At 64.2% G+C, this 15,808-nt stretch carries 14 protein-coding genes and 1 pseudogene; 6 read left to right on the top strand and 9 right to left on the bottom strand.

Translation table 11 applies throughout. The features are described 5' to 3' along the window. The first annotated feature begins 2 nt into the window (after nt 1-2). The gene (locus tag C9I57_RS17380; RefSeq protein WP_107151883.1) at nt 3-1,505 is read left to right on the top strand and encodes a peptide MFS transporter; all 1,503 of its coding nucleotides are present in this window, start codon (nt 3-5) and stop codon (nt 1,503-1,505) included. Nucleotides 1,506-1,564: 59 nt separating this feature from the next. Here the strand turns inward: C9I57_RS17380 and C9I57_RS17375 are convergent, their stop codons facing one another. From C9I57_RS17375 to C9I57_RS17365, 3 genes and pseudogenes are all read right to left on the bottom strand, one after another. Next, entirely contained in the window at nt 1,565-2,140 is a 576-nt protein-coding gene (locus C9I57_RS17375) for a helix-turn-helix domain-containing protein (RefSeq protein ID WP_018443073.1), read from the bottom strand. A gap of 150 nt (nt 2,141-2,290) precedes the next feature. Then, nucleotides 2,291-2,554, bottom strand: a pseudogene (locus C9I57_RS17370) (GIY-YIG nuclease family protein); the annotation flags it as partial. 2 nt (nt 2,555-2,556) lie between these two features. Next, on the bottom strand, nt 2,557-3,726 hold the full coding sequence (locus C9I57_RS17365; RefSeq protein WP_107152063.1) for a GNAT family N-acetyltransferase: 1,170 nt from the start codon (nt 3,724-3,726) through the stop codon (nt 2,557-2,559). A 63-nt stretch (nt 3,727-3,789) separates the two neighbouring features. Here C9I57_RS17365 and C9I57_RS17360 point away from each other — a divergent pair, with 63 nt between their 5' ends. Together C9I57_RS17360 and C9I57_RS17355 are read left to right on the top strand one after the other, a co-directional pair. Next, the gene (locus C9I57_RS17360; RefSeq protein ID WP_107151881.1) at nt 3,790-5,505 is read left to right on the top strand and encodes an NAD+ synthase; all 1,716 of its coding nucleotides are present in this window, start codon (nt 3,790-3,792) and stop codon (nt 5,503-5,505) included. 66 nt (nt 5,506-5,571) lie between these two features. Beyond that, on the top strand, nt 5,572-5,910 hold the full coding sequence (locus C9I57_RS17355; protein ID WP_018443069.1) for a P-II family nitrogen regulator: 339 nt from the start codon (nt 5,572-5,574) through the stop codon (nt 5,908-5,910). 221 nt (nt 5,911-6,131) lie between these two features. Here the strand turns inward: C9I57_RS17355 and C9I57_RS17350 are convergent, their stop codons facing one another. The 5 genes from C9I57_RS17350 to C9I57_RS17330 all read right to left on the bottom strand — a co-directional run bounded on the left by C9I57_RS17350 (nt 6,132) and on the right by C9I57_RS17330 (nt 11,033). Further along, entirely contained in the window at nt 6,132-7,244 is a 1,113-nt protein-coding gene (locus tag C9I57_RS17350) for a porin (protein ID WP_107151880.1), read from the bottom strand. 589 nt (nt 7,245-7,833) lie between these two features. Continuing rightward, nucleotides 7,834-8,601 (bottom strand): ABC transporter ATP-binding protein, encoded by a 768-nt coding sequence (locus C9I57_RS17345; protein WP_107151879.1) that lies wholly within the window; start codon nt 8,599-8,601, stop codon nt 7,834-7,836. 27 nt (nt 8,602-8,628) lie between these two features. After that, nucleotides 8,629-9,342, bottom strand: coding sequence for an ABC transporter permease (locus C9I57_RS17340; protein ID WP_107151878.1), 714 nt, complete (start codon nt 9,340-9,342; stop codon nt 8,629-8,631). A gap of 16 nt (nt 9,343-9,358) precedes the next feature. Further along, a complete protein-coding gene (locus C9I57_RS17335; RefSeq protein ID WP_107151877.1) occupies nt 9,359-10,048 on the bottom strand; it encodes an ABC transporter permease in 690 nt (229 codons plus the stop codon). 433 nt (nt 10,049-10,481) lie between these two features. Next, nucleotides 10,482-11,033: a periplasmic heavy metal sensor gene (locus C9I57_RS17330; RefSeq protein WP_181321865.1), complete on the bottom strand. Its 552-nt coding sequence runs from the start codon at nt 11,031-11,033 to the stop codon at nt 10,482-10,484. A gap of 227 nt (nt 11,034-11,260) precedes the next feature. Between C9I57_RS17330 and C9I57_RS17325 the strand changes: the two genes are divergently transcribed. Both C9I57_RS17325 and C9I57_RS17320 read left to right on the top strand, forming a co-directional pair. Continuing rightward, entirely contained in the window at nt 11,261-11,983 is a 723-nt protein-coding gene (locus C9I57_RS17325) for a response regulator (protein ID WP_107151876.1), read from the top strand. Next, the gene (locus tag C9I57_RS17320) at nt 11,967-13,286 is read left to right on the top strand and encodes an ATP-binding protein (protein WP_107151875.1); all 1,320 of its coding nucleotides are present in this window, start codon (nt 11,967-11,969) and stop codon (nt 13,284-13,286) included. Before C9I57_RS17325 ends, C9I57_RS17320 begins: the two co-directional genes overlap by 17 nt. 28 nt (nt 13,287-13,314) lie before the next feature. On the opposite strand, the gene C9I57_RS17315 is transcribed toward C9I57_RS17320, so the two are convergent. Beyond that, on the bottom strand, nt 13,315-13,578 hold the full coding sequence (locus C9I57_RS17315; RefSeq protein ID WP_018443060.1) for a hypothetical protein: 264 nt from the start codon (nt 13,576-13,578) through the stop codon (nt 13,315-13,317). Between the two features lie 457 nt (nt 13,579-14,035). Between C9I57_RS17315 and C9I57_RS17310 the strand changes: the two genes are divergently transcribed. Further along, nucleotides 14,036-15,793, top strand: coding sequence for an ABC transporter permease (locus C9I57_RS17310; RefSeq protein WP_107151874.1), 1,758 nt, complete (start codon nt 14,036-14,038; stop codon nt 15,791-15,793). The last annotated feature ends 15 nt before the right edge of the window (nt 15,794-15,808 follow it).

Genomic DNA, 15,808 nt, shown 5'->3' with positions numbered 1-15,808 from the left:
CGATGACTTCTTCGGCTTCGCAGTCACGCGCATTCGCCACGGTCTTCCTCGTGGAAATTTGGGAGCGCTTCGGCTTTTACGGCATGGCGGCGCTGCTCGTCCTCTTCATGGTCGAGCGCGCCGGCTTCAGCGACGGCGAAGCCAATCTCGTCTGGGGGTCGTTTACGGCGCTCGTCTATGCGGCGCCCGCGATAGGCGGCTGGATCGGCGACAAGCTGCTCGGCACGCGCCGCACGATGCTGATGGGCGCCTTCGTGCTCGCCATCGGCTATCTGATGCTCGCGCTGCCCGACGACCGCATTTCGTTCATGTACGTCTCGCTCGGTGTGATCGTGGTCGGCAATGGTTTGTTCAAGGCGAATTCGTCGAATCTCGTGCGCCGCATCTATGAAGGCGACGACGCAAGCCTCGACAGCGCATTCACGATCTACTACATGGCGGTCAACATCGGCTCGACTGTATCGATTCTTGCTACGCCGTGGATCAAGGATCGGTGGGGATGGCACGCGGCTTTCGCCGTCTGCTGCGCGGGGATGGTCGTCGGCGTGGTCAACTTCCTGACGCGGTACCGCTCCCTCGTCCATGCCGGCTCCGCGCCCGATGACGCACCGATCGACTGGCGGCGCGTCGGTCTCGTCGCTGCGGGCGGCATCGCGCTCGGGCTCGCGTCGACCTACGTGCTCGCGCACGAAGCGCTTGCGCTGGCATGCGTCGATGCGGCCGCCGCCGCGGTACTCGTCGTCTTCGGCTACCTCATCGTCAAGTGCGAGCCGGCCGAGCGCGCCGGCCTCATTGCCGCGTTGATCCTCGTTTTGCAATCGATTCTGTTCTTCATCTTCTATCAGCAGATGTCGACGTCGCTCACGCTCTTCGCACTGCGCAACGTGGACCCCGACTTCACGCTCGCCGGCGTTCGGCTTTTCACTTGGAGCGCGGCGCAATTCCAGGCGCTCAACCCGATCTGGATCATGCTGTTGAGCCCCTTGCTCGCCTTCGCCTACACGCGCCTTGGCCGGCGCGGCCGCGATCTCTCCATTGCGGCCAAGTTTGCGGTCGGGTTCGTGGCGGTTGCGGCCGGTTTCTTCACCTACGCGCTGAGCGGCCGCTATGCGGTGGACGGGCGCGTCTCATCGTGGTTCATGGTCTGGGGATACGGACTCTACTCGCTCGGCGAGCTGCTCGTGAGCGGCCTCGGCACGGCCATGATCGCGCGCTACACGCCCGTGCGAATGAGCGGCTTCATGATGGGGGCCTACTTCATCGCCACTGGCGTGTCGCAGTATCTCGGCAGCGTCGTGGCGAATTTCGCGCAGTTGCCGTCCGAAGGAATCGAAGCGGCGCAATCGCTGCGCATCTACACGCGGCTCTTCGCCGAGCTGGGCTGGCTCGCCACCGCGGGCGCCCTCCTGACCATCGCGATGTTGCCGCTGATGCGAGCCCTTTCGAATCGGCATCGTCTCGCCGCAGCGTCGAGCGCGGTGGCGCTTGCGGCCGCGAGCGAGTGACGAACGCGAGCGAGTGACGAGCCTGAGCGCAATGCGCGCCGCGCGGCGTCGCGCCGACGTCAAAAAAGACGCGGAGAGCCGACCCACAACAGCGTCGTCTCGACGCTGCCCGTGTTCGCCCAGCTGTGTGGGACCGTGGATTCGTAATGGGCGCTGTCGCCGGTGCGCAGGCTGAACGTCTTGCCTTCGAGCGTCAACTGCAACTCGCCCTCGATCAAGTAGACGAACTCCTCGCCGGCGTGCGTCGTGACTTCCGATGCCTTCTTCTGTCCGGCGGGCAGCTTCACGAGCAGACTCTCGAGCTGGCTTCCGACCGACGAACTGGTTAGGCGTGCGAACAAATTGGCCGAGCCGGCGAAGCTGAAGAACCGCAGCTGCTCGGCGCGCCGCACCGTGCGCTCTTCGCTCGGCGTATCGACGAAATACTGCAGCTGAACGCCGAGCGCGTGAGCAATGCCCGCCAGCGAAGTCAGCGACGGCGTGGCGAGCCCGCGCTCGACCTGCGATAGAAACGGCTTGGAAATGCCTGCGGCGGTAGCGGTCTCGTCGAGGGTGCGCTTGAGGCGCTGCCGCAAGGCGCGGATCTTTCCCCCTAAATTCGGCGCCTGACGGGCGCTTTCGGCGGTCGAAACCATGAGGTGCTCGGATTTATAGTGAAGTCAACCACGCGCCGTATGTTGCCAGAGCCGCGGCGCCAAATGCAAAAAAGTATTACGTCCCCGTACTTTCGCGCAGTTTAGCGCATCTATCGAGCCCGACGTTCAGCCGTTCTTCCGTTACGTCGACAACACGGAGGCAAGCGAGCACTCGCCGGCGGCAAGCGCACGCTTTTTCGCCGCGGTGAGGCGCTTCACGCGAACCTCGGCACGCAATGCGCTCGAGCGGTCGCCGACTTCGAACGATGCGAGCAGCGCCACGGCCTTTTTCGCGCGCGTATAGCGTGCGCCGACTCCGTTCGCATGTTTCTCGAAGCGCGCGGCGACATTCGTGGCGATCCCTGTATAGACGCTGCCGTCCGCGCATTCGACGAGGTAGAGAAACCAGGTCATCTTCAACACTTGAACGGATTGTGCTCGCGCAGCTCGTCGACATGCGCGTGGATCAGGTTGGCCTCGTTGGCAAGAAAATGCGCGACCGCATCGGAGAACGCGGGATGCGCGAGCCAATGCGCCGAACGGGTGACGGTCGGCATGAAGCCGCGCGCCATCTTATGCTCGCCTTGGGCGCCGCCTTCGAAAACGGCGAGCTTTTCCTCGATGCAGAACTCGAGCGGCTGATAGTAGGCCGTTTCGAAGTGAAGGCAGGGGACGTGCTCGAGGGCACCCCAATAGCGCCCGTAGAGCGCGCCGCCCGTTTGCCCGTTGCGCTCGTAGACAACGAGCGCGCTCGCAATCGGCTTGCCCCGGCGCTCGGCCACGACGAGCAGCAGATTTTCGGGCATCGTCGCGCCGATCGTGCGAAAGAAGTCCAGGTTCAGATACGGTTGCGAGAAGTGCTCGCGATAGGTCTGCCGATAGCAGCGCGTGAAAAAGCGCCAGTCGTCGTCGGTGGCGTCTTCGCCGCGCACGCGTCTGAACGTGATTCCGGCTTCTCGCACCTTGCGCCGCTCGGCTCGGATGTTTTTCCGCTTTTTCTGCTCGAGCGTGAAGAGGAAGTCGTCGAAGTCGCGGTAGCCCGCGTTGAGCCAGTGAAACTGGATACCTTCCCGCCGCATCATGCCGAGCTCGGCGAGCGTGTCGCTTTCGGCCGGGGTGGGAAAGAGGACGTGCAGCGACGAGACGTCCGATTGCTCCGCGAGCGCGATGAGCGAGGCCGCGAGCCGCCGGCGCGCGGTATCGTCGACGGCGATGAGCCGCGTGCCCTGCACGGGCGTGAACGGTATCGCGCAAAGGAGCTTCGGGTAGTACTCGAGCCCGTTGCGCTGGTAGGCGTCGGCCCACGCCCAGTCGAAGACGTACTCGCCATAGGAGTGGCTCTTCAAATACACGGGCGCGACGGCCGCGAGCGCTTCGGTGCGCGCGTCGACGAGCGTGACGAAGCGTGGCGCCCAGCCCGTGCGCTCGGTGGCGCATTGCGTGCTCGTCAGCGCGCTCAGGAATTCATGGCGCAAGAACGGCGTGGGCTGAGCCTGGCGAGCGAGCAAGGCGTTCCATTGCGCCGCGTCGACCTCCTGGACGGAGGCGAGAAGACCCATGCGATAATCGATGCGTTCCTGTTTCAACTGTGTGACCGTGTCAGCGAAGCGGGCGGCACATCGTGTCGATCGATCGCCGCCCAATTGACCATGAAGACCCGAATCGCTCTCGCCCAAATCAATACCACCGTTGGCGACTTCGCCGGCAACATCGCGAAGATCGTCGAGGCCGCGCGCGCGGCGCATCGAGACGGCGCCAGGCTGCTCGTCACGCCGGAGCTCGCGCTCTCGGGCTATCCGCCCGAGGATCTGCTGTTGCGCCCCGCGTTCTATGGCGCCTGCGCCGCTGCGCTCGCCGAGCTGGCCGCGCAGTTGAAGCCGTTCACGGGCCTCGCCGTCGTCGTCGGTCATCCGCACCGCGATGGGGCCGAGGCCGACGGCGTCGCGAGCGCCGCGAGCGGTCATGGTAATGCAAACCGGCCCATCGAGCGCGGGCTTCCTCCTGTCGATACCTACAACGCCGCTTCGCTCGTCGTCGACGGGCGCATCGCGGGCACCTATCGCAAGCAGGACTTGCCGAACACCGAAGTGTTCGACGAGAAGCGCTACTTCGCTTCGGACGCGGCGCCGTTCGTGTTCGAGCTCGACGGGGTGAAGTATGGCGTCGTGATCTGCGAAGACGCCTGGCATGCCTCGGCCGCGCAATTGGCGAAGGCGGCGGGCGCCGAAGTCCTGCTGATCCCGAACGGCTCGCCGTACCATCTCAACAAGGAAGCGACCCGCATCGACATTTTGCGCGCGCGCATCGCCGAGACGGGGCTGCCGATGGTCTACGTGAATCTCGTCGGGGCGCAGGACGAGCTCGTGTTCGACGGCGGCTCGTTCGTGCTCGACGCGAAAGGCGAAGTCGTCGCGAAAATGCCGCAGTTCGCCGAAGGCAACATGGTCGTCGAATTCGACGGCGCGCATCCGAAAAAAGGCCGGATCGCCGCGAGCGAGTCGCTCGAAGCGCAGGTCTATGCGGCGCTCGTGCTCGGCGTGCGCGACTACATCGGCAAGAACGGATTCCCGGGCGCGATCGTGGGTCTCTCGGGCGGCGTCGACTCGGCGCTCGTGCTGGCCATCGCCTGCGATGCGCTGGGGCCTGAGCGCGTGCGCGCCGTGATGATGCCGTCGCGCTACACGGCCGATATTTCGATGCTCGATGCGGCCGACATGGCACGGCGCCTCGGCGTGCGCTACGACGAGATACCGATCGCGCCGATGGTCGATGCATTCCGGGGCTCGCTCGCGCGCGAATTCGAAGGGTTGCCCGAAGATGCGACGGAAGAGAACATTCAGGCGCGCATTCGCGGCACGCTGCTGATGGCGCTTTCGAACAAGTTCGGCTCGCTCGTGCTGACGACGGGCAACAAGAGCGAGATGGCCGTCGGCTACTGCACGCTATACGGAGACATGGCGGGCGGCTTCGCCGTCATCAAGGACATCGCGAAGACGCTCGTCTATCGGCTGTGCCGCTATCGCAACGAGGCGGCGCTCTTCGCTCAACGCGACGTCATTCCGGAACGGATCCTCACGCGCGCGCCGTCGGCGGAATTGCGCGAAAACCAAACCGATCAGGACAGCCTGCCGCCGTACGACGTGCTCGACGCGATCGTGCAGATGTACATGGAGGAGGACAAATCGCTCGCCGAGATCGTCGCGGCGGGCTTCGCGCGCGAAGACGTGACGCGCGTCACGCGCCTGCTGAAGCTGAACGAATACAAGCGCCGCCAGGCGCCGATCGGCATTCGCGTGACGCACCGTGCATTCGGTCGCGACTGGCGCTACCCGATCACGTCGCGCTACACAGAACCGATTCAGTGACTCGGCGATGGCGGGCGACCGTGGCGTAGAATCGATTCATTCATTCCAGAAAAAAGTGAGGAAGCCATGAAACGCGTCACAGCGATCATCAAACCATTCAAGCTCGACGAAGTCCGCGAGGCGCTGGCCGAGGTCGGCATGACCGGGCTCACCGTTACGGAAGTGAAGGGCTTCGGCCGGCAGAAGGGGCACACGGAGCTCTATCGGGGCGCCGAGTACGTCGTCGATTTTCTGCCGAAAGTGAAGATCGAGGTCGTGGTGCCGGACGGGCAGTGCGACCAGGTCATCGATGCGATCGTCGGCGCCGCGCGCACGGGCAAAATCGGCGACGGCAAGATCTTCGTCACTGACGTCGAGCGCGCCATTCGCATTCGCACCGGCGAAGAGAACGAAGCGGCGATCTGACGTCGTCCCTACCCCGGGGGGGAGGGATTCACACTACTGACGGTGTGCCCGCCGGGTTCTCCTGCGGGGCACACGCCGCGCCGGCATGCCTCAGTCGACTCAAATGCGCGCACCATAAAAAAACGGTGCGACGCCCTGACGGACACCGCACCGATACGCGCCTCTCGCAGCAGCGTTAAAACTTGGATCTGTGAAGCAGTTAGGTTCGCTATGTCGTTCGATTAGAACACGTGCTGGATGCCGACGTAGGCACCCGACTGGCTGTGACCAGCCACCGGGTTGTCGCTGCCGGACACGATGGAGTTCGGCTCCGTGAACGAGTTCGCCTCGAGGCCGAGGTTCGCGGTCTTGCTGTTGCGAACGGTAGCGATCTGGATGTCGAGCAACGTGCGCTTCGAAAGGTTATACGTGCCGCCGATCGTGTAGATCGTCGAGTTACCGAAGCCGTTGTTATAGTTGGCATGGTAGACGGCAGCGATGAGGGCTGCGGCCGGCGTGGCTTGCCACGTCACGCCACCCCATTCGTGGTCGACCGACGAGGGAGCAAGTCCGGTGGACGCGGCCGTATAGCCAGACGTGCGGAGCGCTTGGTAGGCGCCTTGAATCTTGAACGGGCCGAGGAACACATTGACGGCGGCCGTGTATTCGCGCGAGAACGAGAACGCACCGTCGGCACCGCTGAGGACGCCAGTGTTGTTGTTGCGGATTTCGTCGTAAATGCCGCGCACTTGGAACAGCGGGTTCGTGTAGGTCAGTTGGAGACCATCCATACGACCCTGGCCGTTCGGGTTGCTGTTAAAGCTCGTCGAGTTCGACAGTCCGTACTGGCCGTACACGTCGAAGCCGGCAAACTTCGGCGATTGATACGAGAAGACGTTGCTAACTTTGCCCCAGTTGCGGCCACGCACGAGCGACGCCGACGACCAAGCCGATTGACCGAACGGATCGAAGTCCCATACGCCGTTGGCGATGAAGAGCTCGCGGCCCATCAGGAACGTACCGAAGTTGTTGTTCGACAGACCGACAGTTGCCCAGCGATCCCAGATAGAGCCGGTAGTGCCGAGGCCACCGGTCATCGTGTTAAAGGCGCCTTCCAACTGGAACACCGCCTTAGTACCGCCGCCGAGATCTTCCGCGCCCTTCAAGCCCCACAGGCTCGTACCCCAGTCGCCGCTCTCGGCGCGCCACCGGGAAGTCGAGCCGCCCGAGCCGTTCGGCAGGCCGCTCATGTACTCGATGCCAGCGTCAAGGCGCCCGTACAGCGTCACGCTGCTTTGCGCATGTGCGATCACGCCAGCAGACATCAGCGCCGCGGCGAGCAATGCTTTCTTCATCTTCTCCTCCGTTACCCTGTCAAAAAGTGAAGCCACTACTGCGAATAGCGCCCAGGCGTTGTCAGGCGCATGGGCGGGAATCCGTACTCAGGGAGATCGCTGCGGAACGCGCGGGGGCTTCTCCGCTTGTCAGCGTTCCGGTTCGCTGTTATGGCAGCGCGGCGTCTCCGTGCTTGGAGTAAAACTACATTTGCAGCACTGCGTTTTGCTACTTTGGTTACTAATTTAGCAAAAATACACTTGCGTGGCGAAAGAAATCGCAGTCGTGCTAGCACCCTGTCTCTAAATTGCAATACTATTGTGGTCCGCTGCACTGCAACACCTCCCGAAAGAGGGCGCCAAGCCTTGTGGAATAAGGCGATTACGGGGCTTTCGGCGTTGAGTCAAGGAATCCCGGTATTGACTGGCCGGCGAGACGGCGTTATAAGCGCGCTCCAGCACCACAAAGGGGCGGTAATCGCGAAAACCATAAGAACGAAAAGCGGAAAACGCAAATGACAAAGGGCGCCGCAGGCGCCCTTTGTCATTGCTGAAGCCGGCCGCAACGCGCCGTGGAGTGGGATTGCCGACGACAATCCCGGCGAAGCGCCTATTTGAGACTGCCCGAAAGAAACTGCTTGAGCCGTTCGCTGCGCGTATTGCCGAATACCTCCGCGGGAACGCCTTGCTCCTCGATCCGCCCTTGGTGCAAAAATACGACGTGATTGGAAACGTTGCGCGCGAAGCCCATCTCATGCGTGACGACGATCATCGTGCGGCCTTCTTCGGCGAGCTTCTGCATCACTTTCAGCACTTCGCCGACGAGCTCGGGATCGAGCGCCGAGGTCGGCTCGTCGAAGAGCATGACGTCGGGATGCATCGCGAGGGCGCGCGCGATCGCCACGCGCTGCTGCTGCCCGCCCGACAGATGCGACGGGTATTGCTTCTCGAGCCGCGGCGCCAGGCCCACCTTTTCGAGGTACGTTCGCGCGCGCTCCTCCGCCTCGCGGCGCGAGAGCCCGAGCACATGAATGGGCGCCTCCATCACGTTTTCGAGCACGGTCATGTGGGCCCACAGATTGAAGTGCTGGAAGACCATCGCGAGCTTCGTGCGCATGCGCTGAAGCTGCTTCTGGTCGACGACGCGCAGTGCGCCCGCCTTGTCCTTGCTCGTGCGGACCTCTTCTCCGTCGAGGAAAATGCGGCCCGCGCTCGGCTGCTCGAGAAAGTTGATGCAGCGAAGCATCGTGCTCTTGCCGGAGCCCGACGAACCGATGACGCTGATCACGTCGCCGGCGTTCGCCTTGAGCGAGACGCCTTTGAGGACCTCGTGATCGCCGTAGTGCTTGTGGAGTTCGTCGATGAAGAGCTTTTGCATCGGGGAGAGTCCGGATTACTTGCCTGGTTACTTGCCCTGCGGCCGCAGAAAAGCGAGCCAGCGTCGCTCCGCGCGGCGGAAGAGCCCGACGAGGGCGAACGAGATCGCCAGATAGAGCAGCGCGGCAATGCCGAATGCCTGGAACGACATATAGGTGGCCGAGTTGGCGTCGCGCGCGATCTTGAGAATGTCGGGCACCGTCGCGGTGAACGCGACCGTCGTCGCATGCAGCATGAGGATCACTTCGTTGCTGTAGAGCGGCAGCGCGCGGCGCAGCGCCGACGGCAGGATCACGCGCCGGTAGACGGTGAAGCGTGACATGCCGTACGCGCGCGCCGCTTCGATTTCGCCATAGGCGGTCGCCTTGATCGCGCCCGCGAAGATCTCGGTCGTATAGGCGCAGGTATTCAGTGTGAAGGCGAGCAGCGTGCAATGCATGCCGTCGCGGAAGAAGTCGTTGAGCACCGCGTGCGAGCGCACGACTTCGAGGCTGTAGATGCCCGAGTAGCAAAGCAGCAGCTGCACGTAGAGCGGCGTGCCGCGAAAGATGTAGGTGTAGAGCCAGACGGCGCCGGCGAGCACGCGGTTTTTCGATACGCGCGCGACCGCGAGCGGCACCGACAGGCAAAAGCCGATGCTGATGGAGACGACGAGAAGCCAGAGCGTGACGACGAGTCCTGTTGCGCGGTAGCCGTCCGTGAAAAGGTAGTTGCGCCAGTAGTCGTGGATGAGCTCGATCATGGGTAGGGAGCGGGGTCTATAGCTCGGCTTTGCGGACGCCGATCGAATAGCGCTTTTCGAGCCAAAGCAGCACGAGGTTCGAAATCGTCGTGATCGCCAGATAGACCGCGCCGGCGATCAGCGTGAAGAAGAAAAAGCGCAGCGTGCCCTTGCCCGCGTCCTGCGATGCCTTGACGACGTCGGCGAGTCCGATGATCGAGACGAGCGCCGTCGCCTTCACCATGACCTGCCAGTTGTTGCCGATGCCGGGCAACGCGAAGCGCATCATCTGCGGGAACATGATGCGGGCGAACGTCTGCCAACCCGTCATGCCGAAGGCGGCGCCCGCTTCCAGCTGCCCGCGCGGCACCGACAGAAAGGCGCCCCGGAACGTTTCCGTGAAATAGGCACCGTAGATGAAGCCGAGCACGATGACGCCGGCCACGAACGGATCGATGTCGATCTGATCCCAGCCGAGCAGATCGGTCAGGTTGTTGAGCCAAATCTGGATGCTGTAGAAAAGCAGCAGCATCAGCACGAGGTCGGGCACGCCGCGCACGAGCGTCGTATAGGCCATGCCGAGGCCGTGTGCAAGGCGATTTTTCGCAAGCTTCGCCGCCGCGCCGACGAGGCCCAGCACGAACGCGAGCGCGAGCGAAAGGATCGCGAGCTTGACGGTCTGCCAGGTGCCGGCGAGGATCTGCGGGCCGTAGCCTTCAAGAAACATGGTCTGGAGTGGTAGTCCTTGGGCGGCGCGCGAGGGTAGCGCGCGCCGCGAAAATTCTAGCCGGCCAAAAATGGCCCGCCGCGAGCGCGGCCTACGGTTACAGCCGGATCTCGAGCGCGTCCGGCCCGGCGTCGGGGCCTCGCGGTGGTTTCGACATCCGAAAAGCGCGGTATTTTACCCGAAGCCGAGTGGCGCGCCACCGCGGCGAACTTTTAGCCACCCGCGCGCCAGCCAGGCATGCGGTCAAATGGAATCGCGGCGGAAGACGCTGAAAGAGAAACGCCGGATCGGAAACGCTGAATAAAAAACGCCGCGGCCCGAAGGCGCGCGGCGTTGCCGGCGGGGAAACCGAGGCGCCCCGTCCCGCGCTTCGCGTCGCCCGGACGCGAGTGCCGTGCGCGGCGGACGAGAGCGCGAGGCCGGGCCGGACGGCTTACTGACTCGTCGAGGGGCTGCTCGCCGCGGCGCCGTCGTGGTGCTTCTCCCAGCCCTCGCGCATTTTCTCGTGCCGGGCCTCCATACGCGCGAAGTGGCGCTTGAGCTCGGTGCTGACCGTCGTCTTCTGCTGGTCGTTGAGGCTATCGTAAAACGCCAGCCATGCCGTCTCCGTCTGCTCGCGCAGCTGCGCATTCTGCTGCTCGGCCTGCTGATGGGCGGCGTGAAGCGCATCGAGGTCGAGAATCGGCTGCTGCTCGGCGGCCTTGAATTGCTGCCGCATTTTTTCGTGGCTGGCGTGCATCGCTTCATGGTTCTGCTTCATCGTCGCAAGGGCGCTCTGCCACTTCTGCTCCTGCTCGGGTGTGAGGTGCAACTGGGTGTGCAGCGCTTCGAGCTGATGCATCATCCCGCCGCGTTGCCAGCCATGCATGCCGGCACCGTCCGCCGACATGCCGTCGCCGGCCGCGTACGCGGCGCCGAACGTGACGGCGAGCGCCGCGGATGCAACGGCGAGGTAGCGTGCCGTCGTACGGAAGATCGGGTTCATCGACAACTCCTGTCTATCTATGAATGAGAAAGGTCGCTCACGCGAAGGCGCACAAGCGGCGCGGCCTTCGTTGTCGATAGGCTAGTCATCGGCCGCCGACGTGGTGTTACGCCACCCGTCGAGGCGATTACGCGGCATTACGCCCTGGTTTGACGGTAACGTTCCGTAACCCTTTCGTCAGGTGGCGGCTTTCCGTACGGCAGGCGGCTCGCGCTAAACTTCAGCGCATGACCACGCAAATCCTTATCGTCGACGACGACGCCGAACTGCGCGACCTGCTGCGCGACTATCTCGTCAGGCAGGGCATAGAAGTGTCGGTGCTGCACGACGCCGCGAACCTCGAGCGCCGGCTCGAGCGCGAGCGTCCCGATCTCATCGTGCTCGATCTGATGATGCCGGGCGTCGACGGATTGACGGCGCTGCGCAAGCTGCGCGCGGCCGGCGACGACATTCCCGTGATCATGTTGACGGCGCGCGCCGACGACGTCGATCGCATCGTCGGCCTCGAGCTCGGCGCGGACGACTACCTCGGCAAGCCGTTCAACCCGCGCGAGCTGCTCGCGCGCGTGCAGGCCGTGCTGCGGCGCCGTCGCACCGTGCCGTCGGCCGCGCCGGAGCAGCGCGAGCCGTTCTCGTTCGGGCGCTTCGTGCTCGACTTCGAGACGCGCACGCTGAATATGGACGGCCGTCCGCTGACGCTCTCGGGCAGCGAGTTCGCGCTGCTCAAGATCTTCGTCAACCACCCGATGCGCACGCTCACGCGCGAACGACTGCTCGAATTGCTGCACGGCCCCGAGTACGACGGGACCGATCGCGGCATCGACGTGCAAGTCTGGCGCTTGCGCCGCATTCTCGAATCCGATCCGTCGACGCCGCGGTTCGTGCAGACCGTGCGCGGCCGCGGGTACGTCTTCGTGCCGAACGGCGAGCCCAATGCGCCGGCCAATTGATTCGCTGTTCGGGCGGCTCGCGCTGCTCGTCGTCGCGGTGCTGCTGGCTTCGCATCTCGCCGGCTACCTGATGTTTCGGTGGGACAAGAACCACTCGCAATCGCGCTATGCCGTCGAAGAGGCCGTATTTCTGGTCGAGGCCGTCCGCGAGCACGTGGCCCGAGCGGGCAGCACGCCATTGCCGCCTCGCGTGCGCGTCGTCAGCCTCTCGGCCTCCGATGTCCCGCCCCCACCGGCTCAGAACGACCTGTCTGAGTCGCTCACGCGGTTCATCAGCGACCTGAGCGACCGGATGCCGCCCGGCTCGCAAGTGCGCGTGACGCCGGGGCATCCGCCGATGCTTTGGGTTCACGAGGCGGCCGACTCGCATTGGATCGTCGTGCCGATGATTCCGATGCACCCGCCGCGCTCGCTCGATCGGCTCTTCGTCTGGCTAACCTCGATCCTGACGATCGCCGTCATCTGCGCGCTGTTCGTCGCGTGGCGGCTGCAGCGGCCGTTGACGGACCTCGCCCAAGGCGTCGCGCGTTTCGGCCGCGGCCAGCCCGTGCCGCCGCTCCCCGAGCGAGGCCCGCGTGAGGTCCGCGATCTGACGCATGGCTTCAATCAGATGGTCCGCGAAGTCTCTCGCACCGAGAAGGACCGCGCGGTCATGCTCGCCGGCATCGCGCACGACTTGCGCACGCCGCTCGCCCGCATGCGGTTGAGGGCCGAAATGATGGAGGACGCGAAGCTGCGTGATGGCGTCGTGCGCGATGTCGACTCGATGACGCACATCGTCGACCAATTCCTTGTTTTTGCGCACGATGGCGTGGACAGCAGCGAGATGGTCGAAGTCGACGATCACTGCGAGCGCATCGCGCGCAGCTATCGCGCGGTCGCGCCCGGCACGCCGACCGTGCGGACGGATCTCGCGGCCGGCGCCGGCTTTCGCCTGCCTACCGCGACGCTCGATCGCATCCTTTCGAATCTGCTCGACAATGCGCACGCGTACGGCGCACCGCCCGTCGTCGTCAGGACGGCGCGCACGGCCGATGGCTGGCTCCTCTCGGTCAGCGACCATGGCCAGGGCATCGCGCCGCAGGATTTGATTCAGGCGAGCCGCCCCTTCGTGCGGCTCGACCCGGCCCGCGGCGGCAACGGGCACAGCGGGCTCGGCCTCGCCATCGTCGAGCGGCTCGTGCGCCGGCTCGGCGGCGGCTGGGAGATCGGCAACGCCGAAAGCGGCGGCCTGCGCATCGTCATGACGTTCCCGCGCGACACGCTGGCGAGCGTCACGGCCCAATCGGAGGCGGCCTGGTAGACGCCGGCTTCGGCTCGCGCCGGACTCGCTAGGAGAAGAGGGCGTCGAGCGAGGAGGCCGCTTCGTTGTCGACGGTGTTATAGGTCACGCTGTCGGCGCCGAAGATGTAGTGCGTCGTGTACTTGCCGAGCCTTGCCAGAATGTCTTCCTGCACGTTCTCGGGCGCGGTGTCGAGTTTCAGGTACCACGCCGTGGAAGAGAGCTTGACCTGATACGCGCCGTACTCGGCCATCAACTGATCGAACGCTTCCGCGTCCTGGTCGCGACAAACGATGACCAGATTGCCCTTCATGCGCACCTCCAGGTAGTCCGCGGCTCGACGCCATCAAAACGCCGATGATACCCGCTCTTTCCGGCGCGCTGCGCGTTGCCGCGGCGGCGTGGGTTTTCCGAAAGCGTCGTTCCCGGCATAATTTCGCCGTTGTATCGGCGCAACGGCATTTTCCGCCAGCCCGGCCGGCCGTCGTCGGCTGGCGCGTGGGCCGTCTTGCGGTTGTGCCTGTCACAAAGGTTGTAGTAGTGTCGTGCCGTCAAAAAAGAGATCGAACCGCTGGGCAGTCATCGATCCGCAGCCAACGAATCACTGCATCCATTCGCTCCGTCATGCTCTTATTCCGCCATTCGGTCCGCCCAGACGTTTCGCGTGCCGCGCACGTCGCACGCTATTTGCCCGCATCCCATCACGCGGCCGCAGCCGGGGCGGCCCCGGTGACCCCAAAGACGTTCCATTGTGAGCGGGAGGCACGCTGATGGACTTCAGTTTCGATCCGAACCGCACGGCGAACGCGTCGGCCTGGCGGCTGTTGCCCAACCGCTGGGACTTCGTCGCGTTTCCCCTCATCATCTGCCTGATAGCGATGACGGCCATCGGCTTTCACCAGACGATGGCGCCGATCTCCACGCTCAAGACGCAGGTGATCTCGCTCGACCCGGCCAATCTGCCCGAGTACGCGCTGCGCACGACGCTGCGCATGCTTGCCGCGATGGTGGCCTCGCTCGTCTTCACGCTGGTGTACGGCACGCTCGCCGCGAAGAGCCGGCGCGCGGGCATGGTGTTGATCCCGATCCTCGACATTCTGCAATCGGTGCCGGTGCTCGGATACATCTCGTTCACCGTAACGTTTTTCCTCGCGCTTTTTCCGAAGCAGGTGCTCGGTGCCGAGCTCGCGGCCGTCTTCGCGATCTTCACGAGTCAGGCCTGGAACATGACGTTCAGCTTCTACCAGTCGCTGCGCACGGTGCCGCGCGATCTCGACGAGGTCTCGCGCGGCTTTCACCTGACCGCCTGGCAGCGCTTCTGGAAGCTCGAAGTCCCGTTCTCGATGCCGGGGCTCATCTGGAACATGATGATGTCGATGTCGGGCGGCTGGTTCTTCGTCGTCGCATCGGAGGCCATCACGGTCGGCAACAACACGATCACGCTGCCCGGCATCGGCGCATACCTGTCGCAGGCGATCGCCGAGCGCAACATGGGCGCCATCGGCTGGGTCATCGTCGCCATGACGGTCGTCATTCTGGCCTACGATCAGCTCATGTTCCGGCCGCTCGTCGCCTGGGCCGACAAGTTCCGGATGGAAACGACGAGCTCGGGCGATGCGCCGGAATCGTGGCTGCTCGACCTCGTGCGCCGGACGCGGCTCATTCATCAGCTGCTCGTGCCGGCCGGGTGGATCTTCTCGAAGCTCGCGCGTGTGCCGCTGCGCGTTTCGCTTCCGCAAGGCCTGCGGCTCGGGCAGCCCGCCGTGGCGAAGCGCGCGTCGTCGCTGGCGGGCGATGTCGTCTGGGCACTGATCCTGATCGCGGCAACGATCTACGTGGTCTGGCGCGTCGTGGCCTACGTCAGCACGGGCGTGACGGGCTCGGAAGTCGGGCATGTCTTTCTGCTCGGCGTCTTCACGCTGCTGCGCGTCGCCGTGCTGATCGTCATTTCATCGCTGATCTGGGTTCCGCTCGGCGTGCTGATCGGACTGCGGCCCGCCGTTGCCGAAAAGGTTCAGCCGCTCGCGCAGTTCCTCGCCGCGTTCCCCGCCAATCTGCTGTTTCCGGTTTTTGTGATCGTGATCGTCCGCTTTCATCTGAATCCGGACATCTGGCTCTCGCCGCTCATCGTGCTCGGAACGCAGTGGTATATCCTCTTCAACGTGGTCGCGGGGGCGACGGCCTATCCGAACGACTACCGCGAGGCCGCCACGAACTTTCGCATTCGCGGCTGGCAATGGTGGCGCCAATGCATGCTGCCGGGCATCTTTCCCTACTATGTGACGGGCGCGCTCACGGCTTCGGGCGGCGCCTGGAACGCGAGCATCGTCTCGGAGGCAGTCCAGTGGGGCGATACGCACGTCACCGCGCACGGGCTCGGCGCCTATATCGCCGAAACCACCGCTGCGGGAGACTTTCCGAAGATCATCCTCGGCATCGCCGTGATGTCGCTGTTCGTCACATTATTCAACCGAAGCGTGTGGCGGCCGCTTTATGCTTACGCGGAATCGAAGCTCCGGCTCGACTGATGCGAAAGAACGCCC

It is taken from the genome of Trinickia symbiotica, assembly GCF_003028655.1.
GTDB classification, from domain to species: domain Bacteria; phylum Pseudomonadota; class Gammaproteobacteria; order Burkholderiales; family Burkholderiaceae; genus Trinickia; species Trinickia symbiotica_A.
This window is presented reverse-complemented; position numbering and strand designations above follow the sequence as displayed.

What these genes read in the sequence shown, in the direction of transcription:
- C9I57_RS17315 (WP_018443060.1), bottom strand. Translation starts at nt 13,578, where the DNA reads ATGAAGGGCAATCTGGTCATCGTTTGTCGCGACCAGGACGCGGAAGCG.
- C9I57_RS17360 (WP_107151881.1), top strand. Translation starts at nt 3,790, where the DNA reads ATGAAGACCCGAATCGCTCTCGCCCAAATCAATACCACCGTTGGCGAC.
- C9I57_RS17350 (WP_107151880.1), bottom strand. Translation starts at nt 7,244, where the DNA reads ATGAAGAAAGCATTGCTCGCCGCGGCGCTGATGTCTGCTGGCGTGATC.
- C9I57_RS17345 (WP_107151879.1), bottom strand. Translation starts at nt 8,601, where the DNA reads ATGCAAAAGCTCTTCATCGACGAACTCCACAAGCACTACGGCGATCAC.
- C9I57_RS17335 (WP_107151877.1), bottom strand. Translation starts at nt 10,048, where the DNA reads ATGTTTCTTGAAGGCTACGGCCCGCAGATCCTCGCCGGCACCTGGCAG.
- C9I57_RS17325 (WP_107151876.1), top strand. Translation starts at nt 11,261, where the DNA reads ATGACCACGCAAATCCTTATCGTCGACGACGACGCCGAACTGCGCGAC.
- C9I57_RS17310 (WP_107151874.1), top strand. Translation starts at nt 14,036, where the DNA reads ATGGACTTCAGTTTCGATCCGAACCGCACGGCGAACGCGTCGGCCTGG.
- C9I57_RS17330 (WP_181321865.1), bottom strand. Translation starts at nt 11,033, where the DNA reads ATGAACCCGATCTTCCGTACGACGGCACGCTACCTCGCCGTTGCATCC.
- C9I57_RS17375 (WP_018443073.1), bottom strand. Translation starts at nt 2,140, where the DNA reads ATGGTTTCGACCGCCGAAAGCGCCCGTCAGGCGCCGAATTTAGGGGGA.
- C9I57_RS17320 (WP_107151875.1), top strand. Translation starts at nt 11,967, where the DNA reads ATGCGCCGGCCAATTGATTCGCTGTTCGGGCGGCTCGCGCTGCTCGTC.
- C9I57_RS17380 (WP_107151883.1), top strand. Translation starts at nt 3, where the DNA reads ATGACTTCTTCGGCTTCGCAGTCACGCGCATTCGCCACGGTCTTCCTC.
- C9I57_RS17340 (WP_107151878.1), bottom strand. Translation starts at nt 9,342, where the DNA reads ATGATCGAGCTCATCCACGACTACTGGCGCAACTACCTTTTCACGGAC.
- C9I57_RS17355 (WP_018443069.1), top strand. Translation starts at nt 5,572, where the DNA reads ATGAAACGCGTCACAGCGATCATCAAACCATTCAAGCTCGACGAAGTC.